Source organism: Rhodococcus sp. Leaf278, from assembly GCF_001426085.1.
Classification (GTDB): domain Bacteria; phylum Actinomycetota; class Actinomycetes; order Mycobacteriales; family Mycobacteriaceae; genus Rhodococcoides.
On sequence record NZ_LMRR01000014.1, the window covers coordinates 1 to 17,429 of the forward strand.

The following is a 17,429-nucleotide window of genomic DNA, read 5'->3' on the forward strand; positions in this document are numbered from 1 at the left end:
CAACTGATGGACCAGGTGACCCTGTCGCTGTCGCAGAAGATCCGCAAAGAAAACGAGCGGGCGCTGGCCGACGAAGGAAAGCCGCCTCGCCGACACGGCTCGGACGCAGTGATGGACAAGATGGTCGATGAGCTCGACCGCCCCGGGCGCGCCGGCGGCGGCGGCTTCTACAGCTACGACGAATCGGGCACGAGAACCGGGATCTGGCCGGGCGTGCGCACGTCGTTCGATTCCGGTTCGACGCACATTCCTTTCCGGGACATGCAGGAACGGATGCTGTTCGCCGAGGCGATCGAGGCGGTCAAGTGCCTGGACGAAGGGGTGCTGACGAGTGTGGCCGACGCGAACATCGGGTCCTTGCTGGGCATCGGCTTCCCCTCGTGGACCGGGGGCGTCATTCAGTACATCGACCAATACGACGGCGGGCTGTCNCGTGGCCGACGCGAACATCGGGTCCTTGCTGGGCATCGGCTTCCCCTCGTGGACCGGGGGCGTCATTCAGTACATCGACCAATACGACGGCGGGCTGTCCGGTTTCGTCGACCGAGCACGCGAATTGGCATCGAAGTACGGGGCTCACTTCGAGCCGCCACAGTCGTTGGTGAACAAAGCACTGCGCGGAGAGCGCGTCCATACCCTCGCATCCTGAACGAAAAGAGAATGCTGTGAACGCACTACGTCGATCGGTGATGTCCGTCGGGATTGCCGCGGTGACTCTCGTTGCCGCGGCGTGCGGGCAGTCGTCCCAGGACGCCGGATCCGCACCGGTGCAGGGTTCGTGGGACGACGTCGTGGCCGCAGCCAACGGCGAAGGGAGCGTGCACCTGTACTCCAGTCAGCATCCTGAGAACCTCGCGACGCTCGAGACCGCGTTCGAATCGAAGTATCCCGACATCGATCTCGAATTCACGCGCGGCAGTGACGTCGAGCTCAACCCGCGCGTGGAGACCGAAGTCCGCACCGGCCGCGGGACTGCCGACGTACACATGTCGACCGATCCGGCGTGGATCACCACTGCGTCCGAATCGGGCACCTACTCGACCCCGATCGTCGGGCCGGCCTTCGACGACCCGGCGTACAACCGGTCCACCAGCGTGCTGAACGACACCTTCTTCCTCACCAGCGCAGCAATATTCGCGCTCGGATGGAACACCGGTGCCGTTCCTGCCGGCCTGTCCTCCCCACAGGATCTGTTGGATCCGGCGTTGAAAGGTCGCATCGGCGTCGTCAATCCTGCGGGGTTCGCCGCCGTCGTCGACGAGTATCGATTCTTCGACGAGAACTGGACCGGTGGCGGCTTCCTGGACAAGCTGGCTGCACAGGAACCTCGGGTTTATCCCGGGCGCGTTGGCTGTGGCTCAGGCTTTGAGCTCCGGCGAGATCGCCGCGTCGCCGATGGTGCCGCCGCTGGTGCGGGAGAAGGATGCCGGGGCACCCGTCGAGTGGACACTTCCCGATCCGGCGTGGGGTGCGCCGTACTACTCCCATGTGTTGTCCTCGGCGCCGCATCCCAACGCCGCGCAGGTGCTGGCCGACTTCATGGTGTCGGCAGACGGACAACGCGCCCTGTCGAAGGGCTACGGCAGCGCTCTGCCCGACGTCGAGAACTCGGTCGCGTCAGCGCAGGACATTCCGCTGCCCGATACGGATTCGCTGACGCCGGAGAAGGTCTCGCAGTTCCAACAGGAATGGGAGAGCAAGTTCAACTGAACGTCGGTGGATGTGGTGGCCGGATTCGCCACTATCGCGGTGCCACATCCACCAGCACTCGCACCTGCGGTTCGGCCGTCAGATGGGAGGCGATCGTGGTCCTGATGCGTTGCTCGGGCACCGTCAGCCTCTCCGTCTCCTGGGCGGCATACTCCGACCAGTTCTCGAAGGCGCACAGCTCGACGAATGTTGCTCTTGTGCTTGACGTCTGCGCACAGGACCACCGTACGGCCCCGAGTCGGAGTCTGGACGATCGCAGGCGTCCGACATCGTCGACGAACTGAGCCAGCTTTTCCGGATCGACGACATACGTCGTTTCGACGGTTATCCGGCGGCCGTCGAATTCGGTGGGCAGTACCGCCGGACCTGCCCCACCCGACAGATCCGGTGCTATCGATTCGCTCGGCAGAATTCCCCGTCTGAGAATCTCTACTGCGGAGACGGACATGAACGTCGCCGAGACGATCACTGCGGCAACGAGACCGACCGCGTTGGCCAGCAACCCCCACAGGAGGGCCCCTACTGCCTGACTGCCCTGAAATGTCAGCATCACGAATGCGATGACACGCGACTTGATCCACTTCGGCATCACAGCGTGGGTGGCGATCATCCAGGTGCTCTGGATCGCAACCCACGCCGCACCCACGATGACCAGCAGTACGAAGACCACACTCACCGACTGCACGAGAACGATGCCTGCGAGAACGGCCGCGTAAGCAACCGAACCGATTGCTACGAAGGTGTTCCAGCTCAACCGTGCACGGAGAGGCATCAGAGCGACGGTGCCGGCCACCGCACCGATCCCGATGGCACCCGAGAGGACACCGAACTGAACCGACGATGCATGTAGTCGTTCGAATGCCACCACCGGTAGCAACGCCCACAGGGCACTGGCCGGAATTCCGAACGTCATGACGCGCAACAACAGTCGCCGAGTCCACCGCGAATGGCGAATGAATCGCACACTCACCCCGACAGCGTGGTGCACGGATTCGGTTTTGGGCCTCTTACCGGACTCGGGCGGCACCTGAGTGAGCGCCACGACGACACAGACGGCGAACAGCGCGGCAACGGTCGCAAATGCACCGCTCGAACCCCACCATGCGAGTATTGCGCCCCCGATTACCGGTCCGACTGCGCGCGCTCCGTTGAAAATGGCACCGTCGATTGCAGGAACGACTGCCATCATGTCGGCAGGGACCAGATGAGGGAGCAGGGCCTGCCACACGATTGCCACCGACGCGAGCCCGCACCCGGCGAGAAACACCGCGGTCATCAACGCCGGCGTGGAGGACAGGCCGAGTAGCTGCAGCGCCGTCATGACGATCGACGCCACCAGCAAGATGATTGCTGTTCCGGCGAGCAACAGCCGATGACCGGCGAACTCCGCGACAGCACCGATCGGTAGAGCAAGAAGAAAGAACGGCACACTGGCGGCGAACTGGACCGAGGAGACCACCAGCGCGGACTCCCCCGACTCGGTGAGCGTCCACTGTGCGGCGAGAACCAGGATCCAGACGCCCACACTGGCGCTCAGTTCGAAGCCCAACATCCGGCGCAACTTCGGAATACGCATCGGCGCAAAGAAACTGATGTGATTCGACGATTTCACCTGTGTCACCTTCCGGACGCGGCCTACACTTGAACCTAATTCAGTTGCGGATAGATTGTCGCGTTTTCTACATCACACGATTCGAAGGGACGTCATCGAAGACCATGATCAGTCGCGTACTCTGCCTCGCCGCCCATCCCAGCGGGAAACTGACGACCGAGCATCTGGAGCTGACGGACATTTCGCTCGCTCCGCTGCTCGACGGCGATGTGCTGGTACGAAATACGTGGCTGTCGATCGATCCGTCGATTCGACTGCGCCTCGGCGACTCGGCACCGTCGGGCTATCTTCCACCGATCTCTGTCGGAGATCCTTTGGTGGGGTTGGCACTCGGCGTCGTCGTCGAGTCGCGGCACGAGAACTTCCGGCCGGGAGATCTGGTGTCGCACATGTACGGGTACCGCGATTACTCGACGGTCTCTGCCACCGCAGGCGGATTGGGCGGCGCGGGCACGCTCACCAAGATCGACGCCCACGACTGGCCACCACAGTGGTTTCTCGGCCCGCTGGGTAGTTCCGGCCTCACGGCCTACGTGGGTCTCTTCGAGGTCATGGACATACGGCCGTCCGACACCGTCTGGATTTCGGCCGCCGCAGGAGCAGTGGGAAGTATCGCCACCCAACTCGCGGCGCACCACGGCTGCACGGTGATCGCGTCCGCAGGGAGCAGACGCAAGGCCGATCACCTGGTCGGTGCCCTCGGTGCCTCCCGTTCGTTCGATTACCACGACGGCGATATGGACAGCCTCCTCGCCCACGCTGCCCCGGACGGGATCGACGCATACTTCGACAACGTCGGTGGATCCCACTTCACCGCCGCACTGGACGCCCTTCGGCACCAAGGACGCGTCGCGATGTGCGGGGCGATCTCCACTTACGAAATATCGAACACACTGCCGTCGAACCTATTTCAGATCACTGCCAAGAGCTTGTCGATACGAGGATTCCGAGCTGGTTCGTTCGGCCATCTCTACGACACGATGCGATCCACCGTCGGAAGCCGACTGGCCGACGGAACGATGATGTACGAGGAATCCGTCTACGACGGCCTCGAGCAGGCCTCCACCGCACTGGTCGATCTACTCAACGGACGAACCAGCGGAAAGACGCTCTGCCGGTTGTGAAGCCCAGACACGCCGGTTCAGAGCGGTCCGACATTCGACCGCACGACCTGCGGCGGCGTCCACCGCTCACTCAGGGCATCCTCGGTCGGTTGATAGATCCTCAGGACCAAGAAGAACGGATGCTGGGGTGCCGGAAGCCAGGCATGGTCGGGACTGTCGGTCGTGGGCGGCGATGCGCTCACCGTGATCGTCGACGGCCCTACCGCCCGGCCCCTTCCGCCTGATGCTCAGACTCTACGGCCCGAAATCGAATTGCCGCTGGTCTCCCCCGCCGGTTGTTCGACTGTCGTGATCGCCGCGACGTCCGGCGGAAACCCCGTCGATGTACACCGCCAGCGTTGCCACTACGGACGTAGGTCGACGGCCCGTCCGAGCACCGACGTCAGCTCCGGCCGTTTGGCCGTACGACTGTCACCCGAGGAGCGCCTTCGAACACGGCGAGTCAACCACGGCGCGAGGAACATTCCGGCCCAGGTGACATCGGCACGAACTCGCGCCAACGGGTGCGTGCGTGCGATAGGCGTCAGCTCTCGATTCCAGGCGTCGGTGGCACCCGGAAGACCGAGGGCGTACGCGGCGGCGGCGGCGAGCCGCGCATGCCCTGTCTCGTTGAGATGCAGACGATCCCAGCTCCACAGCCGAGGGTCCGATGCCACGTGGTGCTGCTCCAGATCGATTACCACGACACCGAATTCTTCTGCCACCTTGCGTATCTCGGCGTTCAGCTCGGTCATGCGCCTGGCGATGACCGCCTTTCCCGGTACGGGATGGGCGAGTCGAGGAAACGTCATGGTGATGACGGTGGCGTCGATCGCCCGCAGCGCGCTGAACATCGTGCCCAGTTCACCCGCCACGGTCCGCGCATCGAAATTCGGTCGCAAAATGTCGTTGACACCGGCTGCGACGGACGCGACGGTCGGTTTCATCGACAAGGCAACGGGCAAGTGCTCGGACTTGACTTGCGCGGCTCGGCGACCACGAACCGCAAGATTGGCGTAGACGACCCCGGCATCGCCCTCGGCCATGTGTGCGGCCAGTCGATCTGCCCAGCCACGGAAGCCTGTTTCGTCGTCACCATCGTTCAGCCCCTCCGTCTGACTGTCGCCGAGGGCCACGTACCGCAACTGATTCTTTCGCTCCACCACATCCACCATTCTGTCGTCGAACGCCAATATACAACAAGTTGTGTATTAGCAACGCCCAAGGAAAGTGCTCGACGAGTACTGTTCCGGATCATGTCGCTACGAAATGCTGTGCTCGCCGCGCTGGTGGACGGAGAGATGTCGGGTTACGACCTGTCCAAGGCTTTCGATGCAACCGTCGCCAACTTCTGGACTGCCACTCCCCAACAGCTGTACCGCGAGCTCGATCGAATGGATCGAGACGAGGTGATCTCGGCAAGACTCGTGGAGCAGGACGGCAGACCCAACAAACGACTGTTCACCCTGACCGACAAGGGCTGGGAAGCGTTACGTCAGGTCAGTCACAGACGCCCGAAGCTTCCCGCTGTTCGCGACGAGCACCTGGTCGCCATCCATGCGTTGGAGGCAGGCGATCTCGAGCCGACGACCGCCGCGGTTCGTGAACGCATGCAGCTCTCGCGCGACAAGCTGGCCCGGTACGACCGAATGGCACATCGACTGCTCGACGGCCGCACCGAAACCGAGTTCCTGGCGTCCGCTGATCGCATAGGGCCTTACCTCACACTGATGCGAGGACGCATGTTCGAGGAAGAATCGCTTCGCTGGGGTGCCCGCGTCCTCGAAGTTCTCGACTCGCGCGCTGGTCGAGATTAGGCCGCAATATCGACATCCATAGTCGCACAGATGTGTATGGTTCGCGGGTAGTAACTTGCCCCGAGGACCATCCTGGCCCCGGCCTCACCCAGGAGATGCCGCATGCAACAGTTCAAGCAAGCCGTCGAGGCCAACGACCACGACGCCATGGCGTCGACACTGGCCGAGAACGTCGTCTTCAGCTCCCCCGTCGCCTTCAAGCCGTATCACGGTAAGCAGACGACTGCGGCAATTCTGCGCGCCGTGACCCGGGTCTTCAGCGACCTCCGCTACGTCCGAACCGTCGAGGACGTCCGCGGCCGCGATCACGTCCTGTTCTTCGAGGCCCGCATCGACGATGTGACCGTCCACGGTTGCGACATCCTCCACCTCGATTCCGACGGGTTGATCGACGACTTCACCGTCATGGTGCGTCCACTGTCGGCCGCACAGGCGCTCTCCCGAGCCATGGCCATAGAGTTTGCCGCCGAGATGGCCCCGGTCAGTCCCGTCGACGAGACCAGCTGACGCGCAGTACACACCCTGGGGATACGCGACACATGACGTCGGTTGCCTGCGTTCGGGAGACTCAGACGGCGACCGACGACCGTGATACAGCCGCAGACGTACCGGACTCGAGTGGCCCCCAGGGCGTATCCCGGAGGGCGGGGCAGTGTTCGGGTGTGGGGTTGTGAGCAATGTCGATCATCTGGTCCAGGACGTCACGCGTGGCGGCCAGATCGGCCATGGCCGAAGTGATGCGTTCGCGTTCGACCCTCATGATCTCGAAGGCCTCGGGCGAACTCTGACCGCTGTCGATACACGGCAGCAGTTGCACAATCTTCTTGCTGGAGAGACCGGCGGCGAAGAGCTGCTGGAGTAGCTTCACACGCTCGACGGCGGACTCGGGGTAGATGCGCTGTTCACCGAAGGTACGTTCGGACGTCAGTAGACCCTGCTCTTCGTAGTAGCGCAGCGCTCGCGTGCTCACTCCCGCCAGGCGTGCGACCTCGCCTATTCGCATCCCACGTCTCCCTCGGATCGACATTCTGTGGATCGGACTTGCCCTTGACGTTAGCGTCAAGTTTTAGTGTTGTCGATATCGGGCCGATCAGGACCGAAGAACGAACCCCCGACAAGAAAGCAAGGCCCCCATGGACTTCTCGAACCAGGTCGCCCTCGTCACTGGAGCCAACCGCGGCATCGGCCGTCAGTTCGTCCTGGAACTACTCGATCGTGGCGTGCAGAAGGTATACGCGTCGGCTCGCAGACCCGAGACGCTCGACTTCGAAGACAACCGAGTGGTGCCGGTGGCACTGAACCTTCTCGATAGCGAATCGGTGGCCGCTGCAGCGACTTTCGCGTCCGATATCACGCTGCTCGTCAACAATGCAGGTATTTCCACCGGTGCCACACTCGTCACCGGCGAACTGACGGAAATTCGACGAGAGATGGACACGCATTACTGGGGCACACTGCACGTCATCCGCGCCTTCGCCCCGGTACTCGCCGCACACGGTGGTGGCTCGATAGTCAATATCCTCTCTGCGCTGTCCTGGTTCGCCACAACGGGATCCGGTGCCTACTCGGCCGCAAAGGCTGCCGAATGGAACATGACGAACGGCGTACGCCTGGAACTCGCTCCCCAGGGGACGCTGGTACAGGGCGTGCTCCTCGGCGCTGCCGACACAGACATTGCCGCCGCCTACGACGGGCCGAAGATCGACCCCCGCACTGTGCCCCGCGCAGCACTCGACGGTCTGATCAACGGCTCCATCGAGATCATCGTGGACGAATGGACCGCCATGGTGAAATCCTCACTCGCAGGTGATCCCTCGACCTTCTACGCAAAAATGGCCGAGCTACTCGGAACCAACTGACTCCATGGTCACGAAGATCCCGTAAGTGGACGGCATCAGCGTCGATCGCTCAGGACATCCAGAATGCTGACGAACGAAGCGCGTTGCTCCTCGGTCAGAGCCTTCAGGGGGCTGACAGATGTCAGCGCTCGGCCGAGGCGCTTTCGGGCACGCGCTCCGTCTTCGGTCAGCCCGATGAATGTCCGTCTGCCGTCCGCCGGGTCGGCCCTCCTCTCGACGAAACCGCGCGCCTCCAACTGCTTGATGACAAACGTGGCATTGGAGGCGTTGCATCCCAGTTGCGCAGCCATTTCGGACATCGTCAGGTCGCCTCGATCTGGATCCACTTTCCACAGGGCATGCGCCGTCACGAGTGTCAGGCCCTCCCGTGTGGCAACCGGCAAGAAATCATCGTTGATCCGGAGAGCGAGTTCCTGCATTCGTAGAGTCGCGACGAGAATGTCCACGTGAGCAGGCTAGCAGTATTTCAAGTCTTGAAGTAGTTTGATAGTTCAAGACTTGAAGGAGATTCACATGCTCGAAGTCGATCGACTCGACGGGCGCACGGTAGCCGTCACCGGCGCTACGTCGGGAATCGGATATTTCATTGCCGAACAGTTGGCCGAACTGGGCGCCGAGATCATCGTCGTGGCGCGTTCGGGAGAGCGAGGCCGACACGCCATCGGCCTCCTGCCCCACCCCGACCGTCACCGCGTCCTCGAGATGGATCTCGCGGATGTCGAATCCGTTCGGCGGGCGGGCAAAGAGTTACGCGATACCCCTGAGCTCGACGGCCTGGTGATGAACGCAGGCTTGGTCGCTGCACCCACATCGTTCGAGCAAGGTCCGTACGAGGTGGAGCTGACTGTCGGCACGAATTTTCTCGCACATGTCGAACTGCTCCGTCTCGCTCTCCCGTCCTTGGAACGGGCACCGACCGCCAGGGTCGTGAGCATGGGAAGCATGCTCACGCAACGCATTCCGTTCGATCGGAACAACTGGCTGTCTCAGGACTACTACCGGCCACGCGTGGCATATGCCATGTCCAAACATGCGACGGAGATTCTGGGCTTCGAACTCTCCCGCAAACTTCGGGGCGGTCCATCCTCGGTAGAGTCGGTGGTTGTCCATCCAGGCGGTGCAATCGATGCCCTCACCGCGGATCGGCCGGGGATCCACACTCGGCCGGGCATCGTGCGAGCAGCTGCCCGAGTGCTCGGGCCTGCATTCTCTTCGATGGTGCAGGGAAAGGACTCTGCTGCTGCACCCGCAGTCGCGGCCATGGCGGCACGCGATCTACCGCTCGGCGGGGTCTACATCGGACCACAAAGGAATGCTGCCGGCCCACCGGTGATCGCCGAACCTGTTCATTCGAGCCGCAATTGCGATCTCGGAGCGTTCGTGTGGAACGAAACCGAACGCATCATCGGTGCGCCGATCCTGGCACAGCGACACCCACGACGCTGATGCTGTGCATCACGACGCCGACGACGCACGCCCATCGCAGATGTCCTCACTTCCGCAGATGGGCGTGCCGTCCTCCTCAGGTAGATCGAGACTGCAGTTTGTCGAGCAGCACAGCCACGACCAGAACGGTGCCGGTGACAACGCCCTGCCAGAATGCGGAAACTCCCATCAAACCCAGTCCGTTTTGCAGAACGGCAATGAGGAGCACGCCTACTACCGTCCCGAAAACTCCTCCCAGACCGCCGTAGAAGCTTGTGCCCCCGAGCAGAACTGCGGCACCAGCAGTCAGAGCCAAACTCGCACCCGCGGTCGGAGATGCCGAGGCGAGTCGACTTGCATCCACCATGCCCGCCACCGAGGCGAAGAGACCTCCGAGACCGTACACACACACGTACACCCACGAGACGTTGATGCCGGCCAGTCGTGCCGCTTCGGGATTACCGCCCACTGCATAGACGGCGCGCCCGAACGAGGTGAAGCGGAGCAAGTATCCACTCAGCAACAGAACCGTGAGACTCAGGACAACCGGCACTGGAATGGTCATGACAGTGCCATTTCCGAGCGCGTAGAGAAGGCTTCCCTCCTCGATGGGAATCGTGTTGGTCTTGCCATTGGTCACGACGTTGAGCGCACCGGTGAACAGGGATGTGGTGCCGAGGGTGACGACGAAGAAGTTGAGACGAATACGCCCGATAAGCACTCCGTTTACCGCTCCACCCAGCAGGACCCCCGTCAAACCTCCCAACAGGAGAGCGACAATTTCCGGGAGTCCGGACTCCAGCGCCCGATATGCAACGTACCCGGCCGCAGCATAGATTGCTCCAACGGAAAGATCGAAACCGGCCGACAGTACTACGAAGGTAAGACCGATAGCCGTGATCATCAAGGCGCTGTTGCCGGACAGCACATTCAGGATGTTCGCCTTCGTGAAGAAGAACTCCTGCGTTACCGAAAGGTAAAGAACCATGATGAGAAGAGCAGCCAATGCTCCACCGAACCCGCGGAAGTTCTTCAGCACAGCACCCGCGGATGTCGACATTCCCTGACGCTCTGTCCGTTCGGACTCAGCGATCTCCGCTTCGGGAGAATCTTTCGATGGGGCGACTGTTGGTTCAGACATCAATAACTCCTGCGGCGAGTTCAGCAATTGTCAATTCGTCGAGCTGATCGGATGGGCGGTCAGCGACAATTCGGCCTCGAAACATCACCATGACGCGATCGCACACACCGAGCAGCTCGCTATTTTCGGAAGAACTTATGAGAACAGCCACGCCCTGCGACGCCAGCTCCCTCACGAGCCGGTATATCTCGGACTTGGCACCCACGTCCACCCCTCTCGTGGGCTCGTCCATCAGCAAGACCTGTGGAGCACTCGACAGCCATCGGCCTATGACCACCTTTTGCTGATTCCCGCCCGATAGGCTCCCCGCAGGCAGGCTCATGTCAGCCGGTCGCACCTGAAGTTCTTGCATGGCACTGGAGGCGGCTGTTCGCTGATTTCTCCTGTTGATAGGTAGCAGATTCAGCCTGTTGTTTGCGATGAGACTCAGGTTGTGGAAAACGCTTGCGGCCGGAACCAGCCCTTCGCCTTTTCGGTCGCCGGTTACGAACGCCAGGTCACGTTGAATGGACCGACGTGGGGTCCGACGGGTGTAGGGCTTGCCCGCTACCGTCACTTCGCCTACACCGGCATCTGCGCCGAAGATCGAACGGACAACCTCGACACGCCCACAACCCACCAGACCGGCGAGTCCCACGACTTCCCCGGGCCCGACGTCGAAACCTACATCCTCGATGACGCCAGGAGAGGACAGGTGACCGACCGACAGGGCCGGCTTGTCCGAAGTGGACCGAGTTTTGGCAATCTCTCGGTGGAAGTAGTCCGTGAGGGGCCTACCGACCATCAATCGAGTTATTGTGCCCTCATCGGCCTCGGCCAGGTCCATCGTCCTCACCAGTGCGCCGTCCCGAAGCACGGTCACGCGGTCTGCCACAGGTTCGATATCTTGCAGACGTTGAGAGATGAATGCAATTGCCAGGCCGAAGCTTTTCATTTTACGAATGATGTCGAACAGCGATTCCGTCAATTCGGCCGTCAGCGAACTCGTGGGTTCATCGAATATGACAACCGAAGCCTTCGACGCAACAGCCCTGGCAATGGCGACGACCTGACGATCGCCCGGACCGAGAGACCCTACTATTCGGTCGGCGCGAATTCCGGAACCGAGCTCGCCCAAGGCCTCGGTTGCGGTCCGGTGAGCTGTGGTCCAGTCGATACGGAATCGGGAGCCGGGTAAGTTCCCCAGAGCAATGTTTTCCGCCACCGTCAGACTTTCTACGACGGGCACCTCCTGCGCGACCATCGCGATGCCGGCTCGCGAGGCCTGAAGCGGGTTGGCGAACTTCACGGGCTCTCCCCGTAGCAACACCTGGCCGCTGCTGGCCGTGACTTCGCCGTAGGCAATCTTCATCAAGGTCGATTTACCGGACCCGTTCTCACCCAACAATGCGTGTGCTTCTCCAGCGTGGATCTCGAAGTCGACCCCCTTCAGCGCGTGAGTTCGACCGAATCGTTTGTGAACAGACTTCATCTGCAAGAGCGGTGGTTCCATCCGTACCTCCTCGGAAATCATCTCTGTGCGCGTTCGAGATCAGTTGCCTAAGCTTGCAACGTCTTCTGGGCAACCGCCGCCCTGTGCACACGTGATTTCGCCGGACTCGATCTTTGCGGCCGCGTCGGCCCAGGGCACACGATTACCGGCGTTGCCCGCGGTGTAGAGCTCGGTTGGGCTTTCCACGAACGCAGGTACGTCTTGTCCGTTCAGAATGGCGCGGGAGATCGCTTCGAGTATCAACCCGGTGCGCCACGGGACAAGATCGACCGTCGCGCTGAGACGGCCGTCCTCGACTGCTTCGATTCCATCCTCGTCGCCGTTTTGACCCACGATGACAACATCCTCGAGGCCTGCGGCCTTGACTGCAACGGAAGCTCCCATCGCGGCGGCATCGTTGTATGCCATGATTCCCTGAATGTCGTTCTGGTACTTGGTAAGAGCGGTCGCAACGACCTTCTGACCGCCGGCAATATCATCGGTGGGGTCGTCGACACGTCCGAGCCAGTCGATAGCGCTGCCTTCGGTCGTGTTCTTTTCGTACTGGGACATCATTGTCTCGAGGATGGGAACTGGCACGCCGAGACCGACTCCCAGAACATTTCCGCTGCCACCCAGTTGATCCTTGACGTAGTCCGACAGCAGTTTGGAACCGCGATAGCTGCCGCCGGTGTCCACATTGGACGTAAGCACTCCAGGATCGGATTCCGGTGACGCCAGACCGGCCCAACCGACAACTTTGATGCCTGCGGCATTCGCCCTCTGAAGAGCCGGCTTCAGCGAATTTGCGTCCAGCGGATAAACGACGATCAGATCGACTTGCTGTGCCACGAGCTGGTCTACGTCGGTTACCTGCTTGGCGGGATCCAGCTGCGCATCGAGAGCCTTGACCGCGATGCCGTTGCGTGCAGCAGCAGAGGTGAACGTGTCTTGAGTCATCTTCAGGATAGGTTGAGCGCCCTGCGGATTCGAGATCCCAACGGTGAATTCCGAGTCGCCCTCCGGGCCGGAATCGGACGCGCAGGCACTCAACGTCAGCACTGATGCAAGGACGAGCGGCGCGATCGCGGCTACAGAGCGGGCTGGTTTGGTCATGTGGAATCCTCCATGGGGCCGTAACGTTTTTCGGTGGTCTTCGAGCCACTTTGAGCGAAAAGTCTGCGGTCGAGCTGTGACGAGTACAACACGTGTTCGATAGCGGGAGACGGCGATGTTTCACTGACCGAAACCACCAGGAACAGAGTCCCGGATCGACCTCGAGACGTCGTCGGGTCCCGAGCGTGCGACTACTGCGGACAGAACGCAGGATGATCGAGGGCGACCTCGCCACCCATCGAACAGGTCGATCGATTTCGAGACAGCCATCGCTCTCGAGGGCATCACGTCTCGCGGCCGACGTCATGAACTTCCGAGCCCGCGACGGCACTGCACACTGCTCTACCTGGCCCACCGTAGGACAGCGGCGGTAGACATCCTGATGTCCTGGTGCTGCCGGCCGGCGATCCGGCGGCACCGAAAGGTACGCGTCCGTGGCCTCGTCCTCTGCCTCGTCCGCAGCAAAGTTCAACGGCACAGCCAACAATGGACACTATGGTCCCTGCCCGGTTCGGTCACTGCGTGAGAACACCGAAGCACTCGGTAACCCGAAGGGAGCCAACGATGTCGAGCTAGATCTCGGCTTCGTACACGGTGCGTCCACCGAAGACTGTACGAAGCACCCGCGTTTCGCCGATCGAGCCGGTCGGGATATCGAACAAGTTTCGGTCGATCACGATGAAGTCAGCATCCTTGCCGACTTCGATCGTGCCGCGCTTATTGCTCTGCCCGACGGCGTGGGCCCCGTTTATCGTCATTGCCGCCAACCCTCTCTCGAGGTCGATCGACTGGTCTCCGTGTTCGATGGCACCCTGCAACGCCGGGAACAGATTCGGAGAGTCGGCGATACTCCAGTCCGTTCCGAACGTCATTTCTGCTCCAGCTCGTGCCACGGAGTCGAATTCGTACAGGTGACTGACCCCGTGTTCTGGGAGATGCCACACGGCGGGCGACATCTCGGCACCCACCCGCAATGCCGCGAAACGCTCGAAGTCATCTTTGTGGACCAGACAGCAGTGCGCCAGTTCGTGCCGGGGTCCATGAGGCCCATTGACGGAACGGGCGTGTTCCACAGCATCCAAGGCTCGCCGGATTGCTCCCTCACCGCCGCAGTGGACCTTCACCATCAAACCCGCAGCATCGAAGCGCACCATGGCAGCATTCATTTCGTCCTGCGGTATGAGCAGGTTTTCTTCGTCGACGGTGCCATCGTCATGGATGCACGAATGGGTCCAGTAAGGCGGAATCGGTGACCCGTCGAGCCAGAACTTCACGAAACGTGTATCCACGTGGTCCGACGCGTAGTCCTCGTGATGCTCGATCATATGATTCAGGGCATCCAGTCCGGCCATCCCGAAAGACTCTTCCCGCCAGACGAGATGCGCCGCCACGTGTAGCTGTAGTTCATCGGCAGCGTCGAGTTGACCCATCACCCTGAGCAGCTGCTCCGTTGACGAGGCATCCTGAACAGACGTGACACCGTATCTATGATTCAGATCGCGCGCGTAGCGAATTGCCTGTGCCATGACACTGTCTGCGTGTATTCCAAGCGCGCGGAACACCGGCCACCGCGCCTGTTCGTAGAGTTCACCGGTCACCCTGCCGGTGGCATCTCGAATTAATTTTCCATTCTCGACCTCCGGTGTTTCATCGTCTATACCTGCAAGTTCCAGAGCACAGGAGTTGACCAAGACATTGTGTGCCGATCTGTCGTGTAGAACGACGGGTTGATCAGGGAACTCACGGTCGAGGAATGCCCGGTCGGGCCCCTTACTGCCGAACGAGTCGGGCCAATAGCGTCCGCCGATCAGCCAACGGTTACCGAGACGATCTACAGGCCTCGGCCCAACCCAGCTGCGCAGGGCATACAGGATTTCGGCTTCTCCCGCACCGTGAGGCAGCGCCACTTCCCAGCGATTGAGGCCACTGACCAAATGGGTATGAGCGTCATGAATTCCTGGCATGACCATGTGCCCGCCCAGGTCGATGACTTCATCCGCCTCGGCTATGTCTCCGGCGAGTGAAGCCACGTCACCGACGGCCGATATCTTGCCCTCGTTCTCGACAATTACCGAAGCCCAGGACACCGGCGACTTCCCCGTGTACACAGCCGCATTCACGTAAGCCTTGGACATATATTCTCTCCCGTTCCTCTCAGTTTCGGCAGTGACCTGTCGAGCCGACGTAAGACCGTACTGCGGTCCGTGACGGACATCTCCAACCACTTCCATCGAACTCGACACGACCACGTAGCTTTTCGATCGCATTCACTGGTACTTCTCGCTGCCACGTTGCACGGATCGCACGAAATCCTGACCTGATCGTTTCGGTGAACGAACCGTCTCGAGAGGGTTCGATCAGTGAAACTCTCGCTTGACGCCGGTGATGACTAGCGCACGATGTAGCTATGACTGCACTCGTTGACGAAGTTGCCTATGCCGACACCGTGCTACGGGGTGGTCCCGTGCTCGATCTGTCAGATTGGAGGCCGGGTGATCACGCGACCGAGGAATGGCGAGGAAGCCGTCCTCGCGCAATTGCAATCACGCAAGGCAATGTCGTTGCGCTCGGAACTGCCGCGGAAGATCTTATCGGGCCGGATACTCACATCGTCGAACTGGACGGCAACACTGTCATACCTGGAATCAATGACGGCCATTTGCACTTCACGGCTTATTCGGTCACCAGCCACACGTACGTCAAAATGGGGACCGACATCTTTACCGATGTCGGTCAGCTGAGCAGCTTTCTGACCGCTGACCGGATTGACGAAAGTGGTTGGATCCGTGGGCACGGTTGGGATGCGCTCACCATCGGACGAAAGCTCACCGCAGCCGATGTCGATGATGCTCTCGCTGTCAATGGCATCACCGGCACACCCGTCGTACTTTTCGACTGGAGCGGTCATTCGCTCACAGCAAACAGCACTGCACTCTCACTTGCGGGTATCACCGCCGATACCCCTGACCCCGCCGGTGGTGTCATCGAGCGCGACGCTGACGGGAACCCGGAAGGGTTTCTCACCGACTCAGCAATTTCATTGTTGATCGCGGTCGTTCCACCGGTGCCGAGAGAACAGTTACTCGACGCCTATCGCGCGGGACAGGCGGATCTGCATGCTCTCGGAATCACGGCTTTGACCGAACCTGGTCTGGGCCCTGGCCATCGGGCGTTGTTGGACGGCTCGGGTTCGGTCGAGGCATTGGATGCGCTGGCAGACCTCGCGGAAGCCGGCGATCTCACAATGCGAATTTCGGTCCTTGTCCTGCCGAACGGAACGGGGGGAGCCAACGCTGCCGACGTGAAGTATCACTTGGATGCGGGTCTTGCTGATCGCTACGCCGATCGCGACGTCGACCCACAGAGGCTGACAATTGCCGGCGTCAAGGTCTTCGCGGACGGCACACCCCAAAATGGCACGACCTGGCACAAGGACCCCGTCCACGATCAGAACCCTCCCGGGCATCACTGCGGACACATGGTCGTAACCGGCGACACCGACGTCGACAAAGTCGCAGAACTACGCGAAATCATCAGGATCGTCGACGACGCCGGACTGCAGGTAGCCATTCACGCAATCGGAGATCAAACAGTCGAGACAGTCATCGACACGATCGCAGAGATTGCTCCGAACAGTCCATTGCGGCACTACCTCATCCACACCACAGAGCTATACCCCAGTGGATGGGAAACATTGGCTGCCAACGGGATAGGCGCGTGTTTCAATCCCGTGATCATGAGCACCTTCGTGCGATTCCTCGCACCGGAACGGATTTTGCGCACTGAGCCGATCAAGTCGACTCTTCACGCCGGAGTTCGCCCAGGAATTACGTCGGACGCACCCGTTGTGCCGCCCGATTGGCGTCCCGCGGTAGTCAACGCTGTTACCCGCGCCCACTGCTGGGAAGGCCCTGTTCCAACAGAAGACCAGGAGGCCATTACCTCCGTGGACGCTTTATCACTGTTGACCAGTGGTGCCGCCATCCGGGATCGTGCGGAATCGTGGCGCGGAACGCTGGCCGTCGGTCAACGCGCCGACTTGGCCGTGTTGGAAGGTGAATGGCCGAGTGATGAAGACGTGGCTTCGCTACTCGACCGCCGGATACTTCACACCCTTGTCGACGGCAGAACCGTCTACACGGTCTTGGGCTCGAAGTAAGCTCCAGCGCGGAGTC

Annotated in this window: 17 protein-coding genes and 2 pseudogenes; 9 read left to right on the forward strand and 10 right to left on the reverse strand. The window is 61.2% G+C overall.

Annotated features, from left to right (window positions below; translation table 11 throughout):
* Window positions 1–431 (forward strand): annotated as a pseudogene (locus ASG84_RS28210) (3-hydroxyacyl-CoA dehydrogenase); the annotation flags it as partial.
* Between the two features lies 1 nt (window position 432).
* Window positions 433–649, forward strand: a pseudogene (locus tag ASG84_RS27455) (hypothetical protein); the annotation flags it as partial.
* Window positions 650–1,033: 384 nt separating this feature from the next.
* Here ASG84_RS27455 and ASG84_RS28625 read toward each other — a convergent pair.
* Entirely contained in the window at window positions 1,034–1,219 is a 186-nt protein-coding gene (locus ASG84_RS28625) for a hypothetical protein (RefSeq protein WP_327213074.1), read from the reverse strand.
* A gap of 134 nt (window positions 1,220–1,353) precedes the next feature.
* Here ASG84_RS28625 and ASG84_RS28630 point away from each other — a divergent pair, with 134 nt between their 5' ends.
* On the forward strand, window positions 1,354–1,710 hold the full coding sequence (locus tag ASG84_RS28630; protein WP_327213075.1) for a hypothetical protein: 357 nt from the start codon (window positions 1,354–1,356) through the stop codon (window positions 1,708–1,710).
* A 31-nt stretch (window positions 1,711–1,741) separates the two neighbouring features.
* On the opposite strand, the gene ASG84_RS15200 is transcribed toward ASG84_RS28630, so the two are convergent.
* A complete protein-coding gene (locus ASG84_RS15200; protein WP_156399538.1) occupies window positions 1,742–3,322 on the reverse strand; it encodes an MFS transporter in 1,581 nt (526 codons plus the stop codon).
* Between the two features lie 104 nt (window positions 3,323–3,426).
* Between ASG84_RS15200 and ASG84_RS15205 the strand changes: the two genes are divergently transcribed.
* Window positions 3,427–4,446 carry an NADP-dependent oxidoreductase gene (locus ASG84_RS15205; protein ID WP_057477888.1) on the forward strand — a complete coding sequence of 340 codons (1,020 nt, stop codon included), beginning with the start codon at window positions 3,427–3,429 and terminating at the stop codon, window positions 4,444–4,446.
* Window positions 4,447–4,463: 17 nt separating this feature from the next.
* Here ASG84_RS15205 and ASG84_RS27460 read toward each other — a convergent pair whose 3' ends face one another.
* Window positions 4,464–4,634 (reverse strand): hypothetical protein, encoded by a 171-nt coding sequence (locus ASG84_RS27460; protein ID WP_156399539.1) that lies wholly within the window; start codon window positions 4,632–4,634, stop codon window positions 4,464–4,466.
* Between the two features lie 156 nt (window positions 4,635–4,790).
* Window positions 4,791–5,588, reverse strand: coding sequence for an SGNH/GDSL hydrolase family protein (locus ASG84_RS15210; RefSeq protein ID WP_235581675.1), 798 nt, complete (start codon window positions 5,586–5,588; stop codon window positions 4,791–4,793).
* A gap of 93 nt (window positions 5,589–5,681) precedes the next feature.
* On the opposite strand from ASG84_RS15210, the gene ASG84_RS15215 reads away from it, so the two are divergent.
* Window positions 5,682–6,242 carry a PadR family transcriptional regulator gene (locus ASG84_RS15215; RefSeq protein ID WP_057477890.1) on the forward strand — a complete coding sequence of 187 codons (561 nt, stop codon included), beginning with the start codon at window positions 5,682–5,684 and terminating at the stop codon, window positions 6,240–6,242.
* A gap of 102 nt (window positions 6,243–6,344) precedes the next feature.
* Window positions 6,345–6,749, forward strand: a complete 405-nt coding sequence (locus ASG84_RS15220) for a nuclear transport factor 2 family protein (protein WP_057477891.1) — start codon at window positions 6,345–6,347, stop codon at window positions 6,747–6,749.
* Between the two features lie 61 nt (window positions 6,750–6,810).
* On the opposite strand, the gene ASG84_RS15225 is transcribed toward ASG84_RS15220, so the two are convergent.
* Window positions 6,811–7,245, reverse strand: a complete 435-nt coding sequence (locus ASG84_RS15225; protein WP_057477892.1) for a MerR family transcriptional regulator — start codon at window positions 7,243–7,245, stop codon at window positions 6,811–6,813.
* Between the two features lie 130 nt (window positions 7,246–7,375).
* Here ASG84_RS15225 and ASG84_RS15230 point away from each other — a divergent pair, with 130 nt between their 5' ends.
* Window positions 7,376–8,101 (forward strand): SDR family oxidoreductase, encoded by a 726-nt coding sequence (locus tag ASG84_RS15230; RefSeq protein ID WP_057477893.1) that lies wholly within the window; start codon window positions 7,376–7,378, stop codon window positions 8,099–8,101.
* Window positions 8,102–8,136: 35 nt separating this feature from the next.
* Here ASG84_RS15230 and ASG84_RS15235 read toward each other — a convergent pair whose 3' ends face one another.
* Window positions 8,137–8,547, reverse strand: a complete 411-nt coding sequence (locus tag ASG84_RS15235; protein ID WP_057477894.1) for a MarR family winged helix-turn-helix transcriptional regulator — start codon at window positions 8,545–8,547, stop codon at window positions 8,137–8,139.
* Between the two features lie 67 nt (window positions 8,548–8,614).
* Here ASG84_RS15235 and ASG84_RS15240 point away from each other — a divergent pair, with 67 nt between their 5' ends.
* Complete coding sequence (locus tag ASG84_RS15240) at window positions 8,615–9,547, forward strand: SDR family NAD(P)-dependent oxidoreductase (RefSeq protein ID WP_057477895.1); 933 nt, start codon at window positions 8,615–8,617, stop codon at window positions 9,545–9,547.
* Window positions 9,548–9,623: 76 nt separating this feature from the next.
* Here the strand turns inward: ASG84_RS15240 and ASG84_RS15245 are convergent, their stop codons facing one another.
* From ASG84_RS15245 to ASG84_RS26975, 4 genes are all read right to left on the reverse strand, one after another.
* Entirely contained in the window at window positions 9,624–10,667 is a 1,044-nt protein-coding gene (locus ASG84_RS15245) for an ABC transporter permease (RefSeq protein WP_082521006.1), read from the reverse strand.
* A complete protein-coding gene (locus tag ASG84_RS15250) occupies window positions 10,660–12,180 on the reverse strand; it encodes a sugar ABC transporter ATP-binding protein (protein WP_057477897.1) in 1,521 nt (506 codons plus the stop codon). The genes ASG84_RS15245 and ASG84_RS15250 overlap by 8 nt, the downstream gene beginning before the upstream one ends.
* 18 nt (window positions 12,181–12,198) lie before the next feature.
* A complete protein-coding gene (locus ASG84_RS15255; protein ID WP_057477898.1) occupies window positions 12,199–13,254 on the reverse strand; it encodes a sugar ABC transporter substrate-binding protein in 1,056 nt (351 codons plus the stop codon).
* A gap of 572 nt (window positions 13,255–13,826) precedes the next feature.
* Window positions 13,827–15,389 (reverse strand): amidohydrolase, encoded by a 1,563-nt coding sequence (locus ASG84_RS26975; RefSeq protein WP_162248340.1) that lies wholly within the window; start codon window positions 15,387–15,389, stop codon window positions 13,827–13,829.
* Between the two features lie 272 nt (window positions 15,390–15,661).
* Here ASG84_RS26975 and ASG84_RS15270 point away from each other — a divergent pair, with 272 nt between their 5' ends.
* A complete protein-coding gene (locus ASG84_RS15270) occupies window positions 15,662–17,413 on the forward strand; it encodes an amidohydrolase (protein WP_057477901.1) in 1,752 nt (583 codons plus the stop codon).
* The last annotated feature ends 16 nt before the right edge of the window (window positions 17,414–17,429 follow it).

Excerpts from the sequence above, each read along its gene's own strand:
- ASG84_RS28625 (WP_327213074.1), bottom strand. The coding sequence starts at position 1,219 with ATGCGACCTTTCAACGCCGGATCCAACAGATCCTGTGGGGAGGACAGG.
- ASG84_RS15205 (WP_057477888.1), top strand. The coding sequence starts at position 3,427 with ATGATCAGTCGCGTACTCTGCCTCGCCGCCCATCCCAGCGGGAAACTG.
- ASG84_RS15215 (WP_057477890.1), top strand. The coding sequence starts at position 5,682 with ATGTCGCTACGAAATGCTGTGCTCGCCGCGCTGGTGGACGGAGAGATG.
- ASG84_RS15220 (WP_057477891.1), top strand. The coding sequence starts at position 6,345 with ATGCAACAGTTCAAGCAAGCCGTCGAGGCCAACGACCACGACGCCATG.
- ASG84_RS15225 (WP_057477892.1), bottom strand. The coding sequence starts at position 7,245 with ATGCGAATAGGCGAGGTCGCACGCCTGGCGGGAGTGAGCACGCGAGCG.
- ASG84_RS15230 (WP_057477893.1), top strand. The coding sequence starts at position 7,376 with ATGGACTTCTCGAACCAGGTCGCCCTCGTCACTGGAGCCAACCGCGGC.
- ASG84_RS15240 (WP_057477895.1), top strand. The coding sequence starts at position 8,615 with ATGCTCGAAGTCGATCGACTCGACGGGCGCACGGTAGCCGTCACCGGC.
- ASG84_RS15245 (WP_082521006.1), bottom strand. The coding sequence starts at position 10,667 with ATGTCTGAACCAACAGTCGCCCCATCGAAAGATTCTCCCGAAGCGGAG.
- ASG84_RS15250 (WP_057477897.1), bottom strand. The coding sequence starts at position 12,180 with ATGATTTCCGAGGAGGTACGGATGGAACCACCGCTCTTGCAGATGAAG.
- ASG84_RS15255 (WP_057477898.1), bottom strand. The coding sequence starts at position 13,254 with ATGACCAAACCAGCCCGCTCTGTAGCCGCGATCGCGCCGCTCGTCCTT.
- ASG84_RS26975 (WP_162248340.1), bottom strand. The coding sequence starts at position 15,389 with ATGTCCAAGGCTTACGTGAATGCGGCTGTGTACACGGGGAAGTCGCCG.
- ASG84_RS15270 (WP_057477901.1), top strand. The coding sequence starts at position 15,662 with ATGACTGCACTCGTTGACGAAGTTGCCTATGCCGACACCGTGCTACGG.